Annotated in this window: 21 protein-coding genes and 3 pseudogenes; 1 reads left to right on the top strand and 23 read right to left on the bottom strand. The window is 54.4% G+C overall.

The features are described 5' to 3' along the window. Positions 1-11 precede the first annotated feature (11 nt). The 6 genes from JFU37_RS21590 to JFU37_RS21615 all read right to left on the bottom strand — a co-directional run bounded on the left by JFU37_RS21590 (position 12) and on the right by JFU37_RS21615 (position 6,082). Complete coding sequence (locus tag JFU37_RS21590; RefSeq protein WP_201118451.1) at positions 12-1,289, bottom strand: glycosyltransferase; 1,278 nt, start codon at positions 1,287-1,289, stop codon at positions 12-14. 53 nt (positions 1,290-1,342) lie between these two features. Continuing rightward, entirely contained in the window at positions 1,343-2,593 is a 1,251-nt protein-coding gene (locus JFU37_RS21595) for an O-antigen translocase (protein ID WP_201118454.1), read from the bottom strand. Further along, complete coding sequence (rffA, locus tag JFU37_RS21600; RefSeq protein ID WP_201118456.1) at positions 2,590-3,729, bottom strand: dTDP-4-amino-4,6-dideoxygalactose transaminase; 1,140 nt, start codon at positions 3,727-3,729, stop codon at positions 2,590-2,592. Before rffA ends, JFU37_RS21595 begins: the two co-directional genes overlap by 4 nt. Next, positions 3,716-4,288, bottom strand: coding sequence for an acyltransferase (locus tag JFU37_RS21605; RefSeq protein WP_201118458.1), 573 nt, complete (start codon positions 4,286-4,288; stop codon positions 3,716-3,718). The genes rffA and JFU37_RS21605 overlap by 14 nt, the downstream gene beginning before the upstream one ends. A gap of 65 nt (positions 4,289-4,353) precedes the next feature. After that, positions 4,354-5,235: a glucose-1-phosphate thymidylyltransferase RfbA gene (gene rfbA, locus JFU37_RS21610; RefSeq protein ID WP_201118473.1), complete on the bottom strand. Its 882-nt coding sequence runs from the start codon at positions 5,233-5,235 to the stop codon at positions 4,354-4,356. Between the two features lie 550 nt (positions 5,236-5,785). Continuing rightward, positions 5,786-6,082 carry a hypothetical protein gene (locus JFU37_RS21615; RefSeq protein WP_201118476.1) on the bottom strand — a complete coding sequence of 99 codons (297 nt, stop codon included), beginning with the start codon at positions 6,080-6,082 and terminating at the stop codon, positions 5,786-5,788. Positions 6,083-6,206: 124 nt separating this feature from the next. Between JFU37_RS21615 and JFU37_RS21620 the strand changes: the two are divergent. Next, positions 6,207-6,854: pseudogene (locus tag JFU37_RS21620) on the top strand (IS5 family transposase); the annotation flags it as partial. Positions 6,855-7,023: 169 nt separating this feature from the next. Here the strand turns inward: JFU37_RS21620 and JFU37_RS21625 are convergent. The 17 genes and pseudogenes from JFU37_RS21625 to mtnA form a co-directional block, all read right to left on the bottom strand. Further along, a complete protein-coding gene (locus JFU37_RS21625; RefSeq protein ID WP_201118479.1) occupies positions 7,024-8,073 on the bottom strand; it encodes an LPS O-antigen chain length determinant protein WzzB in 1,050 nt (349 codons plus the stop codon). A 345-nt stretch (positions 8,074-8,418) separates the two neighbouring features. Beyond that, positions 8,419-8,616 (bottom strand): annotated as a pseudogene (locus JFU37_RS21630) (IS5/IS1182 family transposase); the annotation flags it as partial. Continuing rightward, a pseudogene (locus JFU37_RS21635) lies at positions 8,592-8,897 on the bottom strand (helix-turn-helix domain-containing protein); the annotation flags it as partial. The pseudogenes JFU37_RS21635 and JFU37_RS21630, both read right to left, overlap by 25 nt. Before the next feature lie 216 nt (positions 8,898-9,113). Next, positions 9,114-10,004 carry a glucose-1-phosphate thymidylyltransferase RfbA gene (rfbA, locus tag JFU37_RS21640; RefSeq protein ID WP_201118483.1) on the bottom strand — a complete coding sequence of 297 codons (891 nt, stop codon included), beginning with the start codon at positions 10,002-10,004 and terminating at the stop codon, positions 9,114-9,116. Then, positions 10,001-10,894, bottom strand: coding sequence for a dTDP-4-dehydrorhamnose reductase (gene rfbD / locus JFU37_RS21645; protein WP_201118486.1), 894 nt, complete (start codon positions 10,892-10,894; stop codon positions 10,001-10,003). Before rfbD ends, rfbA (JFU37_RS21640) begins: the two co-directional genes overlap by 4 nt. After that, complete coding sequence (rfbB, locus tag JFU37_RS21650) at positions 10,891-11,967, bottom strand: dTDP-glucose 4,6-dehydratase (protein ID WP_201118489.1); 1,077 nt, start codon at positions 11,965-11,967, stop codon at positions 10,891-10,893. Before rfbB ends, rfbD begins: the two co-directional genes overlap by 4 nt. A 231-nt stretch (positions 11,968-12,198) precedes the next feature. Beyond that, a complete protein-coding gene (locus tag JFU37_RS21655; protein WP_201118492.1) occupies positions 12,199-12,438 on the bottom strand; it encodes a LapA family protein in 240 nt (79 codons plus the stop codon). A 27-nt stretch (positions 12,439-12,465) separates the two neighbouring features. Next, positions 12,466-12,762: an integration host factor subunit beta gene (gene ihfB, locus JFU37_RS21660; protein ID WP_002554561.1), complete on the bottom strand. Its 297-nt coding sequence runs from the start codon at positions 12,760-12,762 to the stop codon at positions 12,466-12,468. A gap of 151 nt (positions 12,763-12,913) precedes the next feature. Next, on the bottom strand, positions 12,914-13,192 hold the full coding sequence (locus JFU37_RS21665; protein ID WP_201118495.1) for a hypothetical protein: 279 nt from the start codon (positions 13,190-13,192) through the stop codon (positions 12,914-12,916). Positions 13,193-13,410: 218 nt separating this feature from the next. Then, positions 13,411-15,105, bottom strand: coding sequence for a 30S ribosomal protein S1 (rpsA, locus tag JFU37_RS21670; RefSeq protein ID WP_201118498.1), 1,695 nt, complete (start codon positions 15,103-15,105; stop codon positions 13,411-13,413). Positions 15,106-15,224: 119 nt separating this feature from the next. Further along, the gene (gene cmk / locus JFU37_RS21675; RefSeq protein WP_201118500.1) at positions 15,225-15,914 is read right to left on the bottom strand and encodes a (d)CMP kinase; all 690 of its coding nucleotides are present in this window, start codon (positions 15,912-15,914) and stop codon (positions 15,225-15,227) included. Further along, on the bottom strand, positions 15,911-18,118 hold the full coding sequence (locus tag JFU37_RS21680) for a bifunctional prephenate dehydrogenase/3-phosphoshikimate 1-carboxyvinyltransferase (protein WP_201119498.1): 2,208 nt from the start codon (positions 18,116-18,118) through the stop codon (positions 15,911-15,913). The genes cmk and JFU37_RS21680 overlap by 4 nt, the downstream gene beginning before the upstream one ends. A 25-nt stretch (positions 18,119-18,143) precedes the next feature. Further along, a complete protein-coding gene (hisC, locus tag JFU37_RS21685) occupies positions 18,144-19,256 on the bottom strand; it encodes a histidinol-phosphate transaminase (RefSeq protein WP_201118502.1) in 1,113 nt (370 codons plus the stop codon). A gap of 12 nt (positions 19,257-19,268) precedes the next feature. Continuing rightward, on the bottom strand, positions 19,269-20,363 hold the full coding sequence (pheA, locus tag JFU37_RS21690) for a prephenate dehydratase (protein ID WP_007899727.1): 1,095 nt from the start codon (positions 20,361-20,363) through the stop codon (positions 19,269-19,271). After that, entirely contained in the window at positions 20,363-21,448 is a 1,086-nt protein-coding gene (gene serC / locus JFU37_RS21695; RefSeq protein ID WP_201118504.1) for a 3-phosphoserine/phosphohydroxythreonine transaminase, read from the bottom strand. The genes pheA and serC overlap by 1 nt, the downstream gene beginning before the upstream one ends. Positions 21,449-21,664: 216 nt before the next feature. Beyond that, a complete protein-coding gene (gene gyrA, locus JFU37_RS21700; protein ID WP_201118506.1) occupies positions 21,665-24,325 on the bottom strand; it encodes a DNA gyrase subunit A in 2,661 nt (886 codons plus the stop codon). 435 nt (positions 24,326-24,760) lie between these two features. Beyond that, a complete protein-coding gene (gene mtnA / locus JFU37_RS21705; protein WP_201118508.1) occupies positions 24,761-25,837 on the bottom strand; it encodes an S-methyl-5-thioribose-1-phosphate isomerase in 1,077 nt (358 codons plus the stop codon). Between the last annotated feature and the right edge of the window lie 27 nt (positions 25,838-25,864).

Here is a 25,864-nt window from a genome sequence, read left to right on the forward strand (position 1 = left end):
CCTCAATCCTATTAAAGTCTAACCAAACTGGAAACTTTATCTTTCCACTTTTCAACGCTGAAAACCTGAGCAACCTCTTGATGAATATCGACGGGTTGATCGAGTTCATTGATTCCTGACGTATAAAGCTTGAATATTTTCAATGCCACCGCCCTGGCATCGAAGCCGGAAATTAAAAAGCCATTTCTGCCCTCACGAATCAGCTCCTGCGCCATTCCCACCTCAAATGAAATAACGGGTATGCCACACATCAAGGCTTCCGCCAGCATCATGGGCCCAGCATCTTCGGTCGAGGTGTTGACAAAAACACTGACTGACTTGTAGAGGTCAGACAACTCCTCATCCCCCCTACGATAATTGAATTTCTCAAACACCACCCGCTGAAGCTCCAGCGGTGCAAAGCGCCCGGGATCGACGCACATGATCGAAATTCGCATGGCCCCGGTGAGTAGATGATCCAAATGAATCAAGGACTCCAGCAGGTAATTAAAACCTTTACGAGGGTCACTCGCGTCATTCGCATTTGTCAGGATCTTGAATACACTTTCCGAAGCCGACCGCAGGCGAGGCGTATAGCAGCTTTCATTGATAGGAATCGGCAGTCTGATATAGTCATCGTAAGGGATTGCCGATTTTTTTGCTTCTTCCAGTATTTTTTCACTGGCGCACAAAATCGAAGCTTTCATCTGAGCGATATTAATGGACTTTGCACGAAGTTGTTCGACTGCATAATTACGACTCTTGTAGTCCAGCGCAGGACAATCCGAGCAGTCCGAGGTAAACCCTCGACACTTCCAATAGTAATGACAGCCCCCCGTCAGGTGAGCCATATCCATGGTCACGAAATAAACTTTACATCCGGTTTTTTTATGAATTTCCAGAACATCATGCGTACTGGAAAACCCTGCCACCCAATGCACGAACAAAAAGTCTGCCTGCTCGATAGCCGACACCAACCTGGGGTTGAGCCCCTGCTCGATGGACTCACCCGTTGTAAAAAACAAATATTTCCTTTTCGGAGAAAACCTTTCTTTTTCCGCCAGGAACTGCCTTAACTTTGAGAACAGTTTTGGCGAGAAAAACTTTCTCGCCGCCGCCTTCAGCTTCATATAAAGACTGGATCCAGCGATCAGCTTTATTCTTCCATCCTGGACAGAACTCTTAGACTCGGCAACGTACATTTCAGAGTCATAACCCAGCGCCAGAAACGCCTCATGGTAGCGAAGAGCAGCGCTGCCAGCACCGCCGAAATCATTCGTAGAGAGATGGACGATCTTTGCCAACTTCATTTATCTACCTGCATTTGATTTTTATCATCCTTAACAATACCCAGCCCCACGGTTCATTTCCGCCGAAGATAAAAAATCACGCTCCCGGCGCTGACAAAAAAGTACAACATATAAGTCAACATATACGCTTGCATTACACTTTCAACCCCGTGGGCAGTGAAGCTCATTAGCGAGGCCAAGCCCAGGAAAACGCCTCCCTGAATGATTTCGGAAGCGATATACAGCTTGGTCGCGGCCTTGGCGACGGCGACAAAACCAAATACATATGAGCTGATCTTGAAAAAGTCTCCAACCAACTGATAAACGATCAAATTATTGAGTGTCGAAAAATCTTCAGAGAACAGCAGCGAAATAAAAAATCCGCGCCCCAAATATAAAGTCAAGGCCCCCAGCAAGAATGCCGCCTGAACGAAAATCAGATAACGGAGCACCAGCGTAGATAACACGCGTTTATCCGCTTGTTGTGACACTCGGGGCATGAAGTAGAAGCCCAGAAATACCGTAAAAAAACCTAAATAAGCGGCTGAAAGCCTTATCGACGCTTGCCAAATACCGGCATCATGAAAACCCACCTGGCGGATTAGCATTTGACGAATCAAAATTTCCACAAGCGGAAAAGAGATCGTGCTGAACACCAGCATGATTGTGTAAGAGGATAGCCTCAAAAAGTTATTGCGGTATCGTGTCGATAACCGGACATGCCCCCAGATCCTCGACTTTTTAAAGTAATAGAATGCCGGAATCGCGCAAAGGCAGGAAGCAAAAACGAGCGATAGCGCCGCCCCCGGAACGGCGTAGTAGTAAATGGCTGCCCACAGCAAGGGAATAGACAGCACACTACCGAAAATCTGGCTGACGGCAAAAACCTTGGTGTCGCCCAGTCCGTTCGAAACACCAAAAACGACATTAACAAATGCAAACAGCATCTGCATAACTGCCAAAAAAATGATGATGCCGTACATCTCGCTATTATTGAATACCAACTTCGCAATCGCACCGGAAAATACAACCCCCAGTACCATCACCAAAACAGAAAAGGCCAACGCATAGCTGGCCGAAGCGGAAATAAAGCGGAATAACACGACCGATCGGAGTTTATACTCCGAAGTATATTTGACCAGGCCATTGATTACCCCGCCTCCCGAGAGGATCGTCAAAATGCTTACCACACTCATCATGTGACCGAGCTTTCCGACGCCCTCGGGCCCGAGGTACATTGCCATTATTTTGATTAATGCAAATCCCGCGAGTATCTTCGAGCCATGGGCAAGGGAAGTAAGCACTAAAGACGATGTCATGCTCATCCAATAATACTCATGACCTCTGCAACCGCGGCGATGACGGTATCAAGCTCCTCCTGCGTCATATTAAAATAAATAGGAAGGCGCACTAAACGCTCACTTTCAACGGTGGTAAACCGATCCACGCCCGAAAAAATACCAAACTTTTCACCCGCTGGGCTTGAATGCAAAGGAATATAATGGAACGGCGTAAGAATGCCTCTTTCCTGCATATGCTTGATGAACTTTTCCCGTATTGAAAAATCTTTCAGCTTCAAATAGTACATATGAGCATTTTGTGTCACATGCCCCGGAATCGTTGGCCTTACCAATACACCGCTTTTTTCCAGCGCAGCAAAAGCCTGATGATAGCTATTCCAGATATGCATCCGGCGCGTATTGATTTCCTGCGCGTCTTCCAACTGTGCATATAGGTAAGCGGCCTGAAGCTCTCCGGGTAGGAAACTCGAACCGATATCTCGCCAGGTGTACTTATCGACTTGCCCACGGAAAAACTGCGACCTGTTTGTCCCTTTCTCCCGAATGATTTCAGCACGGAGGATAAAACTCTCATCATTGAGCAATAACAGCCCCCCTTCGCCGCCGCTGGTATAGTTTTTGGTTTCATGAAAACTATAGGCCGCCAAGTGGCCAATGGTTCCCAACGCTCTTCCTTTATACGTCGACATCATTGCCTGGGCTGCATCTTCAACCACGAAGAGCTTGTACTTTTCCGCCAATGCCATAATGCTATCCATTTCACATGCAACACCCGCATAGTGAACAGGAACAATAGCTCTGGTTTTTTCGGTGATGGCCGCTTCAATCTGCGTCTCATCTATATTCATGGTATCCGGGTGGACATCGACAAAAACTATTTTGGCCCCTCGGAGCACAAAAGCATTTGCCGTACTGACAAATGTATAACTCGGCATGATCACTTCATCACCGGGCTGAATATCTATAAGCAAGGCAGCCATTTCAAGCGCCTGGGTGCATGAAGGTGTCAACAGCGCTTTAGGACAGTTAAGTTTTTCCTCAAACCACGTCTGACAACGAATAGTAAAATCACCGTCACCCGACATTTTGCCACTGCGCATGGCGGCCATAACGTGGTGGTCTTCGTTTCCGGTATACGGTGGTTTATTAAATGGAATCATTTTTCTGCTCTTCAAGAAATTCAAGCTCTAATGTTAGCAAATCCGTTTTTCTTTCCTTCACGCGCTTTGCGGGTACACCAGCGTAGATCCCCCAAGGCGAGGTACTTTTAGTCACGAGTGCCATGGCACCAATTGAGCAGCCCTCAGCCACGATAGTCCCAGGAAAAATGACGGCACCAGCACCAACGATGACATGGCGCTGCAGATGAACCGCAGCAAATTTTTCATTTTTAAATTTTTTAGGCACAAGGGAGTTAGTTAATGTCTCCCCACTGTAATCATCTGACTGGGAGAATACCTTTACACCATATGCCAGAGTACAAAAGTCATCAAAAACAATACCAGGAGTGCCACCAGCCACTAAGCACATAGGTGTAATGTGATTATATTTCCCAATAGAGACTCGCCCGGAAATAACACAAAAATCGTCTATTCGCGAGTAATCATCTATTTCAATTTGATCAGCATTATAAATACTTGCCTTGTCGCTAATTCTCACTTGTTTACCCAGCTTTTTAAAACCCGCATCTTTAAGTTGCATTTCTGTGAGGTAAGCCATATATCTTCACACCTGGAAACGTTGTGGATCACTGACGAGAATACTATCCTCGCCAATCGAATATCTTACTCGGCTTGGCTAGCCTCATTCACGATACTCAGTAAATATTGACCATAACTATTTTTTCTTAGGTCTGTCCCTAATCGCAGCAGCTCATCTACTGTCAACCAGCCTTTATTGAAAGCAATCTCCTCAAGGCAAGCAACTTTGTAACCTTGGCGCTTTTCAATGGTTTCAACAAAATGAGCAGCCTCCAGCAAGCTTTCATGCGTACCGGTGTCTAACCAGGCGAAACCTCGACGCAACAGCTGAACATGCAAATCACCACGTGCCATGTAAGCTTGGTTAATACTGGTTATTTCCAGTTCTCCCCGCTCAGATGGCTTGACCTTTTTGGCGATGTCAATGACGTCATTGTCGTAAAAATATAGGCCCGTGACAGCGTAATTCGACTTCGGCTTCTTCGGCTTTTCTTCGATAGAAATTGCACGCTGTTTTTGGTCGAACTCAACCACTCCAAATCTCTCCGGGTCTTTGACTTGATAGCCAAAAACGGTTGCGCCTTCGGTTCGGCCGACCGCAGCATGTAACATCGGCGTAAAGCCCTGCCCATAAAAAATATTATCGCCCAAGACCAGACACACTCGGTCCTTACCAATAAACGCCTCACCGATAATGAACGCTTGCGCCAAGCCATCTGGGCTGGCCTGAACGGCATAGCTCAGCGAAATACCGAATTGAGAACCGTCGCCAAGCAAGCGCTTGAACCCGTCAACATCCTCAGGCGTAGTAATAATCAATATTTCTCTAATTCCAGCCAGCATCAACACCGAAAGCGGGTAAAAAACCATCGGCTTATCGTAAATAGGCAGCAGTTGCTTTGAAACACCCTTTGTAATCGGGTACAAACGGGTACCAGAACCGCCTGCCAAGATTATACCTTTCATGCTGCTCCTTTGATCGTGCCCCGAAGAATGGGCATATGTACGGCGCATAAACAGCACCCGTTTTCCTACGCTCTCGGGCTAGCGGAGATCTATATTTGGCCCGAATATTGCTAAAACATCACACCTGCGACCAAGGTCGCTCGCCAATTTCAAACACTTGTCAAGTAAAAATTACAAATCTCATCGACTGTCTTGGCCGAAATCTTCTCTTCCATACCTTCGACAGCACACGCTCGCCACCTGAAACCCTGTGCACCCGCCAAATCTTGGCCATGTAATGTCGAATTCTACCAAATCCTGCTGATCCGTGCGGGCTGAGTAATCACTCATTGCGATTACATGAACGAGAATTGAATAATGCTCAGAATCCAGTTCTGACCGGCCCACCTAGCAAATCGCGGCACTGAAAAGCATTAAGACGGCCGTTGGATTCGGCACTCCAAAACCCGTCCAGCTCCCTACAGGTTTTAGATTCGATTATCCGGGAGCGATTTCAAGATGACGGATAACTGAAGCCAACCAATTGTCGATAAGCGGTCGCGATCGATCTTCAATATTTTGCTTCCGATCGTCGCTCGCCTGGGCCGCTCTGCACCGTCTCGCGATGGAGCGTATCTTGGATTTCGGAAAGCCATTCATGGGTTTTGACCAAGGCTGAGTGTCGGAACGTTCCGTTGCTCGCCCCTGTACTGTTAATTACTGCTTGGCGTTTCAATTGGCGCATGCTGCGATCGTCATGCAAATCGCCATGGAAATTTGCCAACACCAGTGCATTTACCCGCTTTGGAGATTTTTGGCTCACCTGGAACGGCGTATCCAAAGATTCCAGATCAACCGAGAGAGTCATGCGCAGGGTAATGCCCTACTCCTGGTAGCCCATGCCACCGTCCATCAACAAGCTGCGTCGCTCACCCAACTGCAACAAGCGCCAAGGCCCCATGGCATCAGCAGTCGCGCCGTCGTTTGCTGGAGAACACCAGTTGGCGGTTGAAGTTCTGGCGGTGATCAATGGCTATCCGGGGATCGCGGTCTGTTGTTGCGCCAGGGCACTATCGTAGATTCCACGCTGATTAACGCGCCGAGTTCGACCAAGAACAAGGATGGCAAGCGCGACCCGGAAATGCACCAGACCAAGAATGGAAACTAGCATTACTTCGGCGCGAAAGCCCACACTGGTGTCGACGATGAGTCGGGACTGGTGCACAGCGTAGTGGCCACGGCGGCCAATGTTACGAACGTTACACAGGTCGACAAACTGCTGCACGACGAGGAGAACGTGGTGTGTGCCAATGCTGGTTACACCGGGATCGAGAAGCGTCCTGAGCATGACGGTCGCCAGATCATCTGGCAGATCGCGACCCGGCGCAGTACCTACAAGAAACATGGAAAACGCAGTGTCTTGTACAAAGCTATCCGCATGATCGAGAAAGCCAAGGCACAGGTACGGGCGAAGGTCGAGCCCCCCGTTCAGAGTGATCAAGCGTCAGCTTGGTTATGTGAAAGTGCGCTTCCGTGACCTGGCCAAGAATACGACGCAGATGATAACTCTGTTCTCTCTGTCGAATCCGTGGATGGCCCGCCGACATTTACTGACGAATGCGGGAGAGGTTCGCCTGTAATGTGGGAAGTGGCTGCCGCGCCGTGCTCGCGGCGGCCAAAAACATAGAAATGAGCGAGTGAATTGATAGTTTTTGATCGATTTGCCGCTTTCAAAATCGGCGGGGCCTGAAGTCAGCCAGAAATACATGACTACTTCAGACCATCTCTAAGCGAGTATAGGCAATATTGCTACGCCTTGACGGCTTTCGCCCTTACGAAATAGCGAGCAAAGGCAATCAATGAACCCAGCAGCACGCCTAAAACAAAACCCAAACCGATGATAATTCCCCTTTTGGGTTTGATAGGACGGTCCGGTTGCTCGACTGCCCCATCGAGGCGGTAAACCGACACGCTATCTGGACTAACCTGCAAATCCTTATAAAAGCTCTGTTTGATTTGCAAGGTCCGTAGAGAATCTATGAAGGGATCATCCGATTTACGCTCCTCAAGGTTTTTGATTTCAGCTTCAAGCGCCTTAGTTCCGCGCATATACGTTAACTGACCGTTCATTGCCGCGGAGAATTCGGCAGACACGTTGCCTGAAATGATTGGGGGATCAACGAGATCGATTGCCCGCGCAACCTTCAGCGCCTCGCGCAACTGGGTGATAGAGTCTTCGCGAATCTTGCCTTCTACTTCCTGTAATGTCGAGATCTGCTGCCCCAGGTTACGGGCTCTTACTTCTGCTTCCCGCGTGACGTTTTTTATCATCTCATCTTCGGCTGCGGCACCCGCCCTAGCTGCAAATGCTTTAACCCAAGCTGTGGCCTGCGCGGGGCTTTCACTATCTACACTAACTGAATAGCGATCCGGTTGATCTTTGCTAGGAACTCCGATCGTCAACTTCTTCAAATACTCGGCATATAGGGCATCTTGCGATCCCGCTCGCTCGGACTCTGACAACGAAGGAAGGTAAATCTCAGCAAAGAAAGCTCGGCGCAGCGATTCGCTTTGAAGGTTGCGGGCAAAAACGTCGTAGACGTCTTTAATCGTATAAGGTGTTAGCTCGGCACCTTTAGTACGGCCATAGTTGAAGTCAGCGATGCCGTTGAGCGTAGGAGGCTGCAGGAAAATCCGCGCTTCATATTCCGGCTTTGTGACAAATGCATAGACCGCTGCCAAGAGGGTGAAAACTAAAGTAACGCTGACTATTAATAGTTTTTGCGACCACAAAATACCAACTAATTCAAATAGATCAATTTCATCCGCTTCCTGCGTATTTTTGGAACTTTCCGCCATATTCAGTACAACCTTTGTTATTTTATAGTGAATGTTCGATAAATAATATTTTCGGCACCCAAGTCAAATACAGCCTATCTGTTGAAACTTCGCTGTCTATTAAATCGCATGTAAAACATACCTTCTCTACTAAGCTTACCACCAAAATAAAATCGATGCCGCTTAAATATCGGCCAAATATCAGAAAACCAAACGCAGCTTTTCTGTTTTTTTCGCAATCGTAAACCAAGCCCGCGGGCCAGCTCAATCAGCGCCACTATCACAGGCATTGCCACAACACGCCGGGGACCGCTGCCCCTTGGAAATAGCATCACCGATGGACGATGGGTTGTTGGCTTTTCATCTCGCCGAAGCACACGCCTGAAATAGCTGGCCATTGGAGTAACCGGTACCAGTAGTCACCGTTAATTGTTCTTGCTGCAGCTGTTCTTTAGCCGCCTTGGCCATCGGTTCCAACTGACGTCGGTCGTCGTCATCCTGAGTGACCTCATGATGCAAGATCAGGCAGTGCTCAGCGTCCACCGCCGTACAAACGCTGTGAGCTGGCTGTAGCCGCCGTCGTAACCCTCGACCTTGATCTACTCAAAGAGTGCTTTGGCGCTTCTGCGACTGTACTTTGCCCGAAAATCGGCCTTGAGCGCCTGCTTCAGCGCGTCGTGAAATGGACTGAGTTTGTTGAAGGCTGCGCACCGTTGGTACGCCGGCTGAGTTGCTTCGGTCGCTCTGACCCATTTTCGGATGGTGTTTCTCGACAGCCCGGTACGCTTGGCTATTTGATGCAGCGACAGCTTGTCGGGGAAATATATGTGCAGAATTGCGCCCATCATTTCCATGCTGATCACCCCGTGTTCTCCTGCTCAAAGATTGAGAAGAAGCAGTTGAACACCTGGGTCCGTTTTCAGTCGGCTGAACAGCCTTTGCTGAGTCAGTTTTCGGTCAGCGGCAATAATCAGATAATTCTGCCAGCCACTCTACAGGTAGTACCAGGATTTCAATTGCAAGCCGTCAAAACAACCTCAAGACCAAATATTGATCAAATCTCAGCGTTCAGGCGTATTCAGAAGTTTTTTCAAGTATTGCCCATAGCCAGTCTTTCCAAGACGATCTGCCTGCGCCGCCAGCTCAGCTGCAGATATCCACCCACTGTTGTAAGCAATCTCTTCCAGACAAGCAACTTTCAACCCCTGACGCTTCTCGATTGTGTGCACGAAGTGGCTAGCCTCAAGCAGCGAATCATGAGTTCCAGTGTCCAGCCATGCGAAACCGCGGCCGAGGATTTCGACGTTCAACTCATCCCTCTCAAGATAGGCACGGTTTACATCGGTGATTTCCAACTCCCCGCGTGCAGACGGCCTGATGCTCTTGGCGATCTCGACGACCTTGTTGTCGTAGAAGTATAGGCCAGTCACCACGTAGTTGGATTTGGGCTTCTCCGGCTTCTCTTCGATGCTAAGCGCCCGACCGGTAGCGTCGAATTCCACCACACCGAAACGCTCAGGATCAGATACGTGATAGCCGAATACAGTCGCGCCATGCTCTTGGTTGTTCGCGGAGCGCAAGTTGTCCGAGAAACACTGGCCATAGAAGATGTTGTCGCCCAGGATCAGACAGCAAGGGTCCTTGCCGATAAACTCTTCACCAATGATGAAGGCTTGCGCCAAACCATCCGGACTAGGTTGTTCGGCATAGGTAAGCTCGATGCCATACAGACTTCCATCCCCCAGCAATTTCCGGAAACAAGGCAAATCCTCCGGGGTGGAGATGATCAGGATTTCTCGCATTCCCGCAAGCATCAGTACCGACAGCGGATAAAAGATCATCGGCTTATCGTAGATCGGCAGCATCTGCTTGGACACACCGAGGGTCAACGGATGCAGGCGCGTACCCGAACCACCAGCGAGGATGATGCCTTTGCGATTGGTTGTGGTCATTTATTCAAAACTTCCCTAAGCATTCGGATTACACCACTTTGCCAATCCGGCAAGTGTAGAGAAAAGGTGTCACGCAGCTTCTGAGTATTCAACCGCGAATTCAGAGGGCGGCGTGCAGGTGCTGGATAAGCGGTCGTATCGATTGGGTTGAGCGTCGAGACGGCTAGTTCTTCGCCAGCAGTCCTGGCGAAACCAATCACATCACGGGCATAGTCGTGCCAGGACACTTCACCGCCGGCTGCCAAGTGATACAGGCCTGACAACTCTGGCTGATCAATGATCCGATGAAGCGCCAAAGCCGTTACATCAGCGATCAGGTCGGCCCCTGTCGGAGCACCGATCTGGTCAGCTATGACGTTCAGGGTTTCACGCTCTTTGGCCAGGCGCAGCATTGTCCTGGCAAAATTTTGACCGCGAACGCTATAGACCCAGCTAGTACGAAAGATCAAGTACTTGCAGCCTGACGCCTGAATCGCCCGCTCGCCGGCCAGTTTACTCACGCCATAGCTATTTAACGGAGCCGGAGCATCAGTTTCCCGCCATGGGGATTGCCCCTGTCCACTAAAGACGTAGTCTGTTGAATAATGAATCAGCCAAGCTCCGAGACCCCGCGCCTCTTCGGCCATTACCTGAATAGCCTCACTATTTAAGAGATGGGCCAACTCGGGTTCGGACTCTGCTTTATCAACGGCGTTGTAAGCAGCAGCATTAACAATGACGTCTGGCTTTATCTGCCGAATCGTTGCGCGCAACGCCTCAAGATCGGAGAGGTCACCGGACAGCCCATTTACCGTATTGCGGTCAAGAGCGATTAACTCGCCAAGTGGCGCAAGAGAGCGTTGCAGCTCCCAGCCTACCTGGCCGTTTTTTCCCAGCAGAAGGATTTTCATACCTTACTCGAGCGATCTGCGTAGTTCTGGTCGATCCACTGCTGATAGCTACCGCTCTTCACATGGGCAACCCATTCAGTGTTGTTGAGGTACCACTCGACAGTCTTGCGGATACCGGTTTCAAAGGTTTCTGCCGGAGTCCAACCCAGTTCCCGCTGGATTTTGCTGGCATCGATTGCGTAACGCTGGTCGTGACCTGGGCGATCCTGAACGTAAGTGATCAGGCTGGCATGTGGACGATGAGCGGAGTCTGGACGCAGTTCGTCGAGCAGCGCGCAAAGGGTATGCACCACTTCAATGTTTTGCTTTTCGTTATGACCACCGATGTTGTACGTCTCGCCGATAACGCCTTCGGTCACGACTTTGTACAGCGCGCGAGCGTGGTCTTCGACGTACAACCAGTCACGCACCTGATTACCCCTGCCATAGACCGGCAGCGGTTTGCCTTCCAGTGCATTGAGAATGATCAGCGGGATCAACTTCTCTGGGAAGTGGCAAGGGCCATAGTTGTTCGAGCAGTTAGTGACGAGCGTCGGCAAACCATAAGTACGAGCCCAGGCGCGAACCAGGTGATCGGAGCTGGCCTTGCTGGCCGAGTATGGCGAACTTGGCTGATATGGCGTGGTTTCGGTGAACAGGTCTTCCGGACCTTCGAGGTCTCCGTAAACTTCGTCAGTCGAAATATGGTGAAAACGGAAGTTGGCTTTGCGCGCATCATCCAGTGCCGCCCAATAGTGGCGGGCGGCTTCCAGCAGGGTGTAAGTGCCAATGATGTTGGTCTGGATGAATTCAGACGGACCGGAGATTGAGCGGTCAACGTGAGACTCTGCAGCCAGGTGCATAATGGCATCCGGTTGGTGTTCACGCAGGACACGATCAACCTGGTCACGGTCGCAGATATCAACACGTTCGAACACATAACGCGAATTCTGGCTAACTTCCGCTAATGATTCAAGGTTACCGGCGTAAGTTAGCTTGTCGACGTTAACGATAGAGTCGGTAGTGAAGGAGATGATATGACGAATGACTGCCGAGCCGATAAATCCTGCGCCGCCGGTTACTAGAATTTTCACGCGAAACCTTACCCCTGAGCTGCTGACAGGGCCGTCAACCGAGCGCTGTCTAATCCATGAATGCAAAAGCCATCGAGTCAATTGAGGCTTCTGACAGAGTCAGTTTATAACTAATGTGGGAATATGCCCCATCGTACAAGCGCAGCATTTTACAGCTTAATGACCGTTTTACTAACGGATATAGACAAACAGTGGCCAAAGCTTAGCCGTCCTTCGCCATCTTTGTCGGCATCAGACAAGGCGCTTGCGCGAAGCTCTGGACGAACGCCCCAGAAACCAGCCGAGAATCGGTCCGATCACCATGCCAATCAACAGCGCGATCACAGTGACCAGTGATACCGGTAGCTGCGGCCCTGCCCAACCCAGGAACAGCAAGGACACCGATTGCTGATTCTCGAGGACAAATGCCAGGATCACCAAAACCAGCAGCAGTACGAACACCGCTAGCAGTATGCGCTTGAAGTTACGCATAAGCGGCTCCTTGAATGGCGACGATCGTCAAAACCCTTCCTCCTCGTCCTCGTTCACACGATCACGCAGTTCTTTGCCTGGCTTGAAATGCGGTACGAACTTGCCGTCGAGGCTGACAGACTGACCGGTTTTTGGATTGCGACCTACGCGCGGCGCGCGGTAGTGCAGTGAGAAGCTGCCGAAACCACGGATTTCGATGCGATCACCGGTGGCCAGACATTGGGACATTTGTTCGAGCATGGTCTTGATGGCCAGCTCCACATCCTTTGATGAGAGCAGCCCTTGATGGGTGACAATTCGTTCGATCAACTCCGACTTCGTCATATTTTTCCCTTCTTTTTCAAGCAGCTAGATCAGCGCTTCAAAGGTTTTAGCACGCCCGGATGAATTTGAACAGCCTGACTTCCGACATATCTTTATCAACCATGAGACGTTCGATATCAGACCAGTGGAACACCGATTCTGCCTTGTGCACTCATCTACAGATAACCAGCATGGTGCGTGTCAGATAGCCCGCCGGATTGAAACCAAAGGGGAATTCATCCTCATCTTTGGCATCATCGGACCTTGCCACGACCTTGTAACCTGCGCCCTTGCACTCCTTGGCGGCCCTCTTTTGACACTTCTCCCATCCGGACCCCAACCCTGAACAATCAATCTCGATGCCGCTGACCCCACGCACCGCGTGAGTCTTGGCGCTGGTGGCACACCCCGCCAATGTCAGTACTGCTATCGCGACAATGAGTTTGTTCATTCACTTCCCTATACCAGGCACCCCGCCCGACTGTCGTTCGCTTCAGGCTAAAGACTAGCTGCAAATAAGCGATTGATCCGATTAAAGAAAGAGACATCGTGTGAGGCCCGTTGGTTTCATAGCCAAACGCCATAGCGGCTGCGTGGCCGTCAGGCTCGCCAAATTCCAGGCACAAAAAAGGGCGACCGAAGTCGCCCTTTTTCATGGTCTGACAGAACTTAGTTCTGTTTTTCCATCTGTGCACGCAACAGGTCGCCCAGAGTGGTAGGACCAGCAGCAGGTTCCGAAGTCGCTGGCTTGTCGCGCAGGCTCTGGATTGCTTCTTTCTCGTCTTCAACGTCTTTCGACTTGATCGAGAGCTGGATTACGCGGCTCTTACGGTCAACGCTGATGATCTTGGCTTCTACTTCTTCGCCTTCTTTCAGCACGTTGCGCGCGTCTTCAACGCGGTCACGGCTGATTTCGGAGGCTTTCAGAGTCGCTTCGATATCGTCGGCCAGAGTGATGATGGCGCCTTTAGCGTCAACTTCTTTCACGATGCCTTTAACGATTGCGCCTTTGTCGTTCTCTTGAACGTACTCGGAGAACGGATCGCTTTCCAGTTGCTTGATACCCAGGGAGATACGCTCGCGCTCTGGGTCAACCGACAGGATAACGGTGTCCAGCTCGTCGCCCTTCTTGAAGCGGCGAACGGCTTCTTCGCCCACTTCGTTCCAGGAGATGTCGGACAGGTGAACCAGACCGTCGATGCCGCCGTCCAGACCAATGAAGATACCGAAATCGGTGATCGACTTGATGGTGCCGGAGATTTTATCGCCCTTGTTGAACTGGCCAGAGAAATCTTCCCATGGGTTAGATTTGCACTGCTTGATGCCGAGGGAGATACGACGACGCTCTTCGTCGATGTCCAGAACCATAACTTCCACTTCGTCGCCGACTTGTACGACTTTCGAAGGGTGGATGTTCTTGTTGGTCCAGTCCATTTCGGAAACGTGTACCAGGCCTTCAACGCCCTCTTCCAGCTCAGCGAAGCAGCCGTAGTCGGTCAGGTTGGTTACACGAGCGGTAACGCGAGTGCTTTCTGGGTAACGGGCTTTGATAGCAACCCATGGATCTTCGCCCAGTTGCTTGAGGCCCAGGGAAACACGATTGCGTTCGCGATCGTACTTCAGAACCTTGACATCGATCTCGTCGCCAACGTTGACGATTTCGGAAGGATGCTTGATACGCTTCCAAGCCATGTCGGTAATGTGCAGCAGGCCATCGACGCCACCCAGATCGACGAATGCGCCGTAATCGGTGAGGTTTTTGACGATACCTTTGACTTGTTGACCTTCCTGCAGGGATTCCAGCAGAGCTTCACGCTCGGCGGAGTTCTCGGCTTCGAGGACACTGCGACGGGAAACGACAACGTTGTTGCGTTTCTGGTCGAGCTTGATGACCTTGAATTCCAGCTCTTTGCCTTCCAGGTGCGTAGTATCGCGCACAGGACGGACGTCAACCAGAGAACCTGGCAGGAACGCACGGATGCCGTTAACGTCGACAGTGAAGCCGCCTTTAACCTTACCGTTGATAACGCCCTTGACCACTTCTTCGGCTGCGAAGGCTGCTTCCAGAACAATCCAGCATTCAGCGCGCTTGGCTTTTTCACGGGACAGCTTGGTTTCACCAAAGCCGTCTTCAACCGAGTCCAGAGCAACGTGAACTTCGTCACCGACGTTGATAGTCAGGTCGCCAGCGTCGTTGTAGAACTGCTCAAGCGGGATGAGTGCTTCAGACTTCAGGCCAGCGTGAACGGTTACCCAGCGAGCTTGGTAATCGATATCAACGATAACACCGGTGATGATGGAGCCTGCCTGAAGGTTCAGGGTTTTTAGGCTTTCTTCAAAGAGTTCCGCAAAGCTTTCGCTCATTTTAATTCCTGTTGATGAGGGCGAAGAATACGCCCATCTCCACACCCCAGACGGTGTGGGTTAGTTTCATTTAAAAGAAGCGCTGCGGGACTATGACTGGTCCCCCGCGGCCTTCTTGGTCACCCGGCGATATCGCGAATGGCGATCTCGCTCATGATGCGTTCCAGCACCTGATCGATGGATAATTCCGTGGAATCCAGCTGTATGGCGTCAGCCGCCGGCTTGAGCGGGGCTACCGCTCGCTGGGTGTCACGCTCATCGCGGACACGTATCTCATCTAGCAGACTCGACAGACTAACACCATCGACTTTGCCCTTCAACTGCAAGTATCGACGGCGCGCACGCTCCTCGGCACTGGCAGTGAGGAATATCTTCAGCGGGGCATCCGGGAAAACCACGGTCCCCATGTCGCGACCATCGGCCACCAGGCCCGGCGCCTCCTGAAATGCCCGCTGGCGCTGTAGCAGTGCATCGCGCACCGCCGGCAAAGCGGCCACTTGCGAGGCCCAGGCACCCACCTGTTCGTTACGCAAATCGTCGGTGACATCGTCACCTTCGAGGATGATTCGCTGCGGATGACCTTCGGTCGCTCCGACGAACTGCACATCCAGATGAGCGGCCAGCAACTTCAACGACTCTTCATTGGTCAGATCGACGCCATGATTGCGCGCGGCGAACGCCAGCAGACGGTACAGCGCACCGGAATCCAGCAGGCACCAGCCCAGGCGCTTGGCCAGAATCCCGGCAATAGTGCCTTTACCCGACCCGCTTGGGCCGTCGATGGTGATAACCGGTGGCTTGCTGATCACGACTGTGCCTCTTGAGCAACGCGAATACCGACCTGCGCGCACAGCGCGAGGAAGTTGGGGAACGACGTCGCGACGTTGGCGCAATCATGGATGCGGATCGGTGCAGTGGCGCGCAGCGAAGCAACGCTGAATGCCATGGCAATCCGGTGGTCGCCGTGACCATGCACTTCGCCGCCGCCGATCAGGCCGCCATCGATAATGATGCCGTCCGGGGTTGGTTCACATTTGACGCCCAGCGCGAGCAAGCCATCGGCCATGACCTGGATGCGGTCCGACTCCTTGACTCGCAACTCTTCGGCACCACGCAGAATGGTGCGCCCTTCGGCACACGCCGCTGCCACGAACAGCACCGGGAATTCGTCGATAGCCAGCGGAACCAACTCTTCCGGAATCTCGATACCTTTGAGTTTAGCTGCGCGTACGCGCAAATCAGCAACCGGCTCGCCGCCGACTTCACGCTGGTTTTCCAGGGTGATATCAGCGCCCATCAGACGCAGAATATCGATCACGCCGGTACGGGTCGGGTTGATGCCGACGTGCTCGAGCACCAGCTCCGAACCTTCGGCAATCGACGCGGCCACCAGGAAAAATGCCGACGACGAGATGTCACCCGGCACTTCAATGTGGGTGGCGGTCAGCTTGTGGCCGGACTCGACCGAAGCCGTAGCACCGTTGACGGTCACCGGGTAGCCGAAGCCACGCAGCATGCGCTCGGTGTGATCGCGAGTCGGCGCGGGCTCGGTGACGGTCGTCTTGCCTTCAGCGTACAGACCCGCCAGCAGCAGGCAGGATTTAACCTGGGCGCTGGCCATCGGCATGGTGTAGGTCAGGCCTTTGAGTTTGTTGCCGCCACGAATGGTCATCGGTGGACGACCTTCCGCCGCAGTCTCGATCACCGCACCCATTTCACGCAGCGGATTGGCCACGCGATTCATCGGACGCTTGGACAGCGAAGCGTCGCCGGTCAGGGTGCTGTCGAAGTCCTGCGCAGCCAACAGGCCAGACAGCAGACGCATCGACGTGCCGGAGTTGCCCAGATAGATCGGGCCCGGCGCAGGTTTCAGGCCATGCAGGCCGACACCGTAAATGGTCACGCGACCGTGGTGCGGACCTTCGATCACCACCCCCATGTCGCGGAAAGCTTGCAGGGTCGCCAGGGCATCTTCGCCCTCAAGGAAACCTTCCACCTCGGTGACACCCTCGGCCAGGGAGCCGAGCATGATCGAACGGTGGGAAATCGATTTATCGCCCGGTACACGAATCCGCCCAGTCAGGCGGCCACCAGGTTGTGCCAGGAAAATCAGGTCGTTGGAGTTCATAGCGTCCACATAGGCCCGGCGGGCCAGGATTTTACTGAAATGCTCGCGGGCAACCCGGGCGCGAGTGAATACGCCCAACAATTGGTGCCCATCCCCTGCATCGACCGCGTCGCGCAAGGCGTCGAGGTCGCTGCGAAATGTATCGAGTGTGCGCAGGACAGCTTCGCGGTTGGCGAGGAAGATGTCGTGCCACATGACCGGGTCGCTCCCGGCGATTCTTGTGAAATCGCGGAAACCGCCCGCAGCGTAACGGAAGATCTCAAGATTTTCATTGCGCTTGGCCAACGAATCGACCAAACCGAACGCCAGCAAATGCGGCAAATGGCTGGTCGCCGCCAGCACTTCGTCGTGACGCTCCACCTGCATGTGCTCGACATCGGCGCCCAATTCGCGCCACAAGCGGTCGACCACTGCCAAGGCGGCCGGATCGGTTTGATCCAGCGGCGTCAGGATCACTTTATGACGACGGAACAGCTCGGCGTTGGAGGCTTCCACCCCGCTCTGCTCGGAACCGGCAATCGGGTGTCCGGGCACGAAACGCGACGGCATGCCGCCAAACGCTTCGGTTGCCGCACGCACCACATTGCCTTTGGCGCTGCCGACGTCAGTAAGAATGGCCTGCCCCAGGTCCATGCTGGACAAGCGGCCGAGCATTTTTTCCATGGCAAGGATCGGTACGGCGAGCTGAATCACATCAGCCCCTTGGCAAGCAACGGCCAGGTCTTCTTCGCAGCGATCCACCACACCCAACTCAACCGCGAGCTTGCGCGACTGTGGATCGAGGTCAACCCCGACCACTTCGCGGCACAGGCCACTTTCACGCAAGCCTTTGGCAAACGAACCGCCGATCAACCCAAGACCGACCACCACGAGGCGCCCGACCATAGGTTCCGCAGAAGGTGCAGTAACATCAACCACGAGCCAGAACCTTGGTCAGCGCCTCAAGGAAGCGGCTGTTTTCAGCCGGCAAACCGATGGTGACGCGCAGGTGGTTCGGCATGCCGTAGTTGGCCACCGGACGCACGATCACGCCTTCGCGCAGCAAGCCCTGGAAGATCGGAGCCGCAACGCGCCCCACATCCACACAGATGAAGTTGCCCTTGGACGGAATCCAGCTCAACCCCAGTTCGCGAAAACCCGCTTCCAGTTGCTGCATGCCGGATTCGTTCAGGCGACGGCTTTCAGCCAGGTACTCGGCGTCTTGCAATGCCGCGCACGCGGCCGCCAGGGCCAGGCTGTTAACGTTGAACGGCTGACGCACACGGTTCAGCACATCCGCGACCACGGCAGTGGACAAGCCATAACCGACCCGCAACGCCGCCAGCCCGTAAGCCTTGGAGAAGGTTCGCGAGACGAGCAGGTTCGGGTACGCCGCCAGGAAATCCAGACCATCGGGCAGGTCACTGCCTTCGGCGTACTCGATGTACGCTTCGTCCAGCACCACCAGCACGTGCTCTGGTACGTCCTGCAGGAACTCATCCAGCGCCTCGGCGCCGAACCAGGTTCCGGTCGGGTTGTTCGGGTTGGCGATGAACACCACACGCGTATCGGCATCGATCGCGGCCAACATGGCCGGCAGGTCATGGCCCCAGTCTTTGGCCGGGATCACTTTGGCCTGGGCGCCAACGGCCTGGGTCGCGATCGGGTAGACCGCGAACGCGTGCTCGCTGAACACGGCGTTCAGACCTGGCGCCAGATAGGCGCGCGCGACCAGCTCCAGAATGTCGTTGGAACCGTTGCCCAACGTCACCTGATTCAGTTCGACACGGCACTGTTCGGCCAGCAAGGTTTTCAGCGCGAAACCGTTGCCGTCTGGATAACGGGTCAATTCGGCCAACGCTTCATGAATGGCCGCCAACGCCTTGGGGCTCGCGCCCAACGGGTTTTCGTTGCTCGCCAGTTTGACGATGCTGGCCGGATCAATGTTCAGCTCGCGAGCCAGTTCGTCCACGGGTTTGCCCGGAACGTAAGGCGAAAGTTGTTGCACGCCCGGCTGTGCCAGAGCGAGGAAGTTGCCACTCATTTGCTACCGCCCTTAGAGAACTGCTTTCGGGTAGGAGCCCAGCACTTTGAGTGCTACCGCTTCCTGACTGATCTTTTCCAACACACCTTTGACCAATGGGTCGCGGTGATGACCGACGAAATCGATGAAGAACACGTAGGTCCATTTGCCGCTGCGTGAAGGACGCGTCTCGATTCGCGTCAGATCGATACCGTTGTCGTGGAACGGCACCAGCAACTCATGCAGCGCGCCGGGCTTGTTGCTCATCGATACGATGATCGACGTCTTATCATCGCCGGTCGGCGGCACTTCCTGGCTGCCGATCATCAGGAATCGCGTGGAGTTATCCGGGCGATCCTCGATTTTCTCGGCCAGACGGGTCAGCCCGTACAAACCTGCCGCCATGTCGCCGGCAATCGCCGCCGAGTTCCACTCACCCTTGACCCGTTTCGCCGCTTCGGCGTTACTGGAAACCGCCACGCGCTCGACATTCGGGTAATGGGCGTCCAGCCACTTGCGGCACTGAGCCAGGGACTGGGCGTGGGAATAGATGCGACTGATGCTGTCGGTCTTGGTGTTTTCGCCCACCAACAAGTGGTGGTGAATCCGCAACTCGACTTCACCACAGATGACCATGTCGTGTTCGAGGAAGCTGTCGAGGGTGTGGTTGACCGCGCCTTCGGTAGAGTTTTCCACCGGGACCACGCCAAAGTTCACCGCACCGGCGGCCACTTCACGGAACACTTCATCGATCGCCGCCATTGGCTTGCTGATCACGGCGTGGCCGAAGTGTTTCATGGCCGCCGCTTGGGTGAAGGTGCCTTCAGGGCCGAGGTAAGCCACTTTCAGCGGTTGCTCGAGGGCCAGGCACGACGACATGATTTCGCGGAACAACCGCGCCATTTCCTCGTTGCCCAGCGGCCCCTGGTTTCGCTCCATCACGCGCTTGAGCACCTGAGCTTCACGCTCAGGACGATAGAACACCGGCACTTCGCCTTCGGCCAGCGAGGCCATCTTTACTCGCGCAACTTCCTGGGCGCAGCGTGCGCGCTCACTGATCAGCTCCAGGACTTTTTCGTCCAGGGCATCAATGCGCAGGCGCAGTGCCTTGAGTTCTTGCTCAGACATTAGCCGTGTTCCTTCTCGAACTCTGCCATGTACGAAATCAGTGCGTTGACCGCAACGATGTCGACGGCGTTATAGATGGAGGCGCGCATGCCGCCCACGGAACGGTGACCCTTGAGATTCAACAGGCCACGCTCGTCGGCACCGGCCAGGAATGGCTTGTCCAGACGATCGTCCGCCAGGCGGAACGGCACGTTCATCCACGAGCGATCCGACTTGTTGATCGGGTTGCTGTAGAGGCCACTGGCGTCGATGAAGTCATACAGCGTGCGCTGTTTCACGTCATTGAGTTTGCCGATGGCTGCAACACCACCCTGCTCTTTCAGCCACTCGAATACCAGACCCGACAGGTACCAGGCCAGGGTTGGCGGTGTGTTGTACATCGAGCCGTTATCGGCCGCGACCTTGTAGTTGAGCATGGTCGGGCACAGCGAACGGGCCTTGCCCAACAAATCTTCGCGAACGATGTTCACAACGATGCCGCTCGGGCCGATGTTTTTCTGGGCACCGGCGTAGATCATGCCGAAACGCGAAACATCGATAGGGCGCGACAGGATGTCCGAAGACATGTCGGCGACCAGCGGAACGTCACCGGTTTCCGGAATCCACTGGAATTCCAGGCCGCCAATGGTTTCGTTCGGCGCGTAGTGGACGTAGGCCGCGTCTTTTGACAGCTTCCATTCGTTCTGGCCGGGAATAGCGAAATAATCATAAGGCTTGGCGGTACCGGCCACATTGACGTGACCGTAGCGCGAAGCTTCTTCGATGGCTTTCTGCGACCAGATACCGGTGTCGATATAGTCGGCAGTGCCGCTTTCCGGCAACAGGTTCAGAGGAATCTGAGCAAATTGCTGGCTGGCGCCACCTTGCAGAAACAGCACTTTATAGTTCGAAGGGATATTCAGCAGATCACGCAGATCCTGCTCGGCCTTGGTGGCAATGGACACGAACTCATCACTGCGATGGCTCATTTCCATGACCGAGAGGCCCTTGCCGTGCCAATCAAGGAGTTCACCCTGGGCGCGCTGCAGGACAGCTTCGGGAAGTGCCGCAGGACCGGCACAGAAGTTATAGGCTCTCTTGCTCACATCCAATCTCGCTCTGATTTGGTGGTATCTGCATTCAATCAATCACTGTAGGAGCGAGCTCGCTCGCGATGTACTTGAGGGCGCCGCGTTTAATCAGAAAACCCGCGTCATCGTTAACATCCTTCGCGAGCAAGCTCGCTCCTACAGGGGTGTCGATATTTTCAACAGGGACAAACAACAAGGGGGCGAATTTTCATCCGCCCCCTGCTTGCCCGCTTATTCCTGTGGTTCTTCGTCTGCGGCGGCGTCGAGTTGCTGATCTTCGGCAGCGTCGTCGATCACGACTTCGCTGTCGAACACTGCACCCTCTTCACCTTCCAGCTCTTCGCCTTCGCCTTCGACTTCCGACGGCTCCTGAACCCGCTCCAGGCCTACCAGCGTTTCGTCACTGGCCAGCTTGATCAGGGTCACGCCTTGGGTGTTACGACCCAGGCTGGAGACTTCGTCGACACGAGTACGAACCAACGTGCCCTGGTCGGAAATCAGCATGATTTCCTCGCCGTCGAGCACCTGGACCGCGCCGACCAGGCGGCCGTTACGGTCGTTGCTGACCATGGCGATAACGCCCTGACCGCCACGCTTGTACTCAGGGAACTCGGTGATCGCCGTGCGCTTGCCGAAACCACGCGCCGAAGCGGTGAGGATCTGGCTGCCTTCTTCCGGGATCAGCATGGAAATCAGCTTCTGGCCTTCCGGCAGACGCATGCCGCGGACACCGCGAGCGGTACGGCCCATAGCGCGAACGTCGGTTTCCTTGAAGCGAGTGACCTTGCCACCGTCGGAGAACAGCATGACTTCACGCTCGCCATCGGTAATGGCGGCAGAAATCAATACGTCGCCTTCATCCAGCTCCAGCGCGATCAGGCCGACGCTGCGTTGACGGCTGAAGGATTCCAGCGGGGTCTTCTTCACGGTGCCTTTGGCAGTGGCCATGAAGATGAAGTGACCTTCGGTGTACTCGTCGACCGGCAGCATGGTGGTGATGTATTCATCACTGTCCAGCGGCAGCAGGTTGACCAGCGGACGACCACGGGCTGCGCGGGACGCCTCCGGGATTTCGTAAGTTTTCAGCCAGTACACTTTGCCTTTGCTGGAGAACAGCAGCAGCGTGGTATGGCTGTTGGCGACCAACAGGTGAGCAATGTAGTCCTCATCCTTGACGCCGGTAGCCGATTTGCCTTTACCGCCACGACGCTGAGCCTGGTACGCAGCCAATGGCTGGGTCTTGGCGTAGCCACCGTGGGAAATGGTCACGACGCGCTCTTCTTCCGGGATCATGTCACCCAGGGTCAGGTCCAGACGGGCATCGAGAATCTCGGTGCGGCGCACGTCGCCGTATTCGGCGCGGATCACTTCCAGTTCTTCGCGGATCACTTCCATCAGGCGCGTGGCGCTGTTGAGGATGCGGATCAGCTCGCCGATCTGGTTGAGGATCTCTTGATACTCGGCCAGCAGTTTTTCGTGTTCCAGACCGGTCAGACGGTGCAGGCGCAGTTCCAGAATGGCTTGCGCCTGTTCCGGCGACAGGAAGTACTTGCCTTCGCGCAGACCGTATTGCGGGTCCAGGGTCTCTGGACGGCAGGAGTCGGCACCGGCACGTTCGACCATCGCGACCACGGCGGAGGATTCCCAGGCCGTACTGATCAGCGCTTCCTTGGCTTCCGACGGCGTTGGCGACGCCTTGATCAAGGCGATGACCGGGTCGATGTTCGACAGGGCAACCGCTTGGCCTTCAAGGATGTGACCACGTTCGCGGGCTTTACGCAGTTCGAACACGGTACGACGGGTTACCACTTCGCGACGGTGACGAACGAACGCTTCCAGCAGATCCTTGAGGTTCAGGATCCGCGGACGGCCATCAATCAGCGCAACGATGTTGATACCGAATACGGCTTGCAGCTGGGTCTGGGCGTAGAGGTTGTTGAGGATCACCTCAGGCACTTCGCCGCGACGCAGCTCGATCACGACGCGCATACCGTCCTTGTCGGACTCGTCGCGCAGTTCGGTGATGCCTTCGAGCTTCTTCTCCTTAACCAGCTCGGCGATCTTTTCGATCAGACGGGCCTTGTTCAGCTGGTAAGGGAGTTCGGTGATGACGATCTGCTGGCGGCCACCGACCTTGTCGATGTCTTCAATCATCGAGCGGGCGCGCATGTAAATGCGGCCGCGACCGGTGCGGTAGGCTTCGATGATGCCGGCACGACCGTTGATGATCGCGGCGGTCGGGAAGTCCGGACCAGGGATGTATTGCATCAGCTCATCGATGGTCAACTCAGGGTTGTCGATGAGCGCCAGGCAACCGTCGATGACTTCACCGAGGTTGTGCGGCGGGATGTTGGTCGCCATGCCCACGGCGATACCGCTGGAGCCGTTGACCAACAGGTTGGGAATACGGGTCGGCATGACCGCCGGGATCATTTCGGTGCCGTCGTAGTTCGGCACCCAGTCCACGGTTTCTTTATGCAGGTCAGCCAGCAGCTCGTGCGCCAGCTTGGTCATGCGCACTTCGGTGTATCGCATGGCCGCGGCGTTGTCGCCGTCCACCGAACCGAAGTTGCCCTGACCGTCTACCAGCAGGTAGCGCAGCGAAAATGGCTGCGCCATCCGAACGATGGTGTCGTACACCGCGGTATCACCGTGCGGGTGATACTTACCGATCACGTCACCGACAACACGGGCAGATTTCTTGTACGGCTTGTTGAAGTCGTTGCCCAGCTCGCTCATCGCGAACAGCACACGCCGGTGCACGGGCTTCAAGCCATCGCGCGCATCCGGCAGTGCCCGCCCGACAATTACGCTCATCGCGTAGTCGAGGTAGGACTGCTTCAGCTCGTCTTCGATATTGACCGGGAGGATTTCTTTGGCCAGTTCGCCCATGAGAAGCCTGATTCCTTTTTCTGGTGAAACTTCGTCACATCCATATGGGACGAACGAAGCTCGCCGCTGCAGGCTGAGTGCCATGCACCGACTTACGACAAATCAACGAGTTATGCCATGGATCTGCGCAGTAAAGGCAGCCACATCGGGCTACCTTGGAAACCGCCGGATGTTATCACAAGAGCCGCCACGCACCTATCCCCCTGATGCGCATGGAGCATAGTTAGTTGACCGGTGACAGGCTGATAGGGGACGAGAGAGGCTTAGAGCCTTTTTTAGCGAAGAATTTCGGGGTGGATGGGGGTTGTTGGGTGGCTGTGAGGGCCTCTTCGCGAGCAAGCCCGCTCCCACAGTTGACCGAGTTCTTCAGTTAGACACGGTCGAGTGTGGGAGCGGGCTTGCTCGCGAAGGCGATTTATCAGGCGCAACAGATCATCAATGCAAACGCTTACGGCACATCAACTGCGTCATTTTCGCCGTATCCGGCCGCTCGACAATCCCTTTTTCGGTGACGATCGCGTCAATCAAGTCAGCCGGGGTCACATCGAACACCGGGTTGAACGCATCAACATCCGCCCCGACCCGCTTGCCGCCCACTTCCAGCAACTCGCGACCATCACGCTCTTCAATGGGAATGTCATCGCCGCTGGCCAGGTTCATGTCGATGGTCGAACTGGGCGCCACCACCATGAAACGCACGCCGTGGTGCATGGCGTTCACCGCCAGTTGATAGGTACCGATCTTGTTGGCCACGTCGCCATTGGCGGTGATCCGGTCGGCGCCGACGATCACCCAGGTAATGCCTTTGGTTTTCATGATATGGGCAGCGGCGGAGTCGGCATTGAGGGTGACGGGAATGCCTTCGTTGGCCAACTCCCACGCCGTCAATCGAGAACCCTGAAGCCATGGACGGGTTTCGTCGGCGTAGACACGCTCGACCATCCCTTCAATGAACGCCCCGCGAATAACACCCAGCGCCGTTCCGAAGCCGCCGGTGGCCAGGGCGCCGGTGTTGCAGTGGGTCAGGATGGCCTGCGCGTTGCCCTGATGCTTGCGGATCAGGTCCACACCCAATTGGGCCATAGTCAGGTTGGCTTCGCGATCACTTTCATGAATGGCGATGGCCTCCGCCTCAAGCGCCGCCAGAGGGTCTGCGTCTTCCTTGAGACGATCCAGGCGGTCACGCATGCGACTCAAGGCCCAGAACAGATTCACCGCTGTAGGACGGGAATCGGCCAGTAACGCGTAATCCTCTTCCCACGCTGCCTGCCAGTCACCGCCTTCGGCAATTCGGGCCCGGGCTGACAGCACCATGGCGTACGCCGCACTGATACCAATGGCCGGCGCGCCACGCACCACCATCGAACGAATGGCCTCGGCCACGCCAGCGGCGCTGGTGTAGGCGATCCACGTTTCCTCGAACGGCAAAATACGCTGATCCAGCAGGTACAGGGCGCCATCACGCCAATCGATGGCCTTCACTTTCTCCGCAGCCAACAGTCGATCGCGCATCATCCACCCCGCACTCATGAACAAAAG

The sequence above is a fragment of the Pseudomonas sp. TH41 genome (assembly GCF_016650695.1).
In the GTDB taxonomy this organism is placed as follows: Bacteria; Pseudomonadota; Gammaproteobacteria; order Pseudomonadales; family Pseudomonadaceae; genus Aquipseudomonas.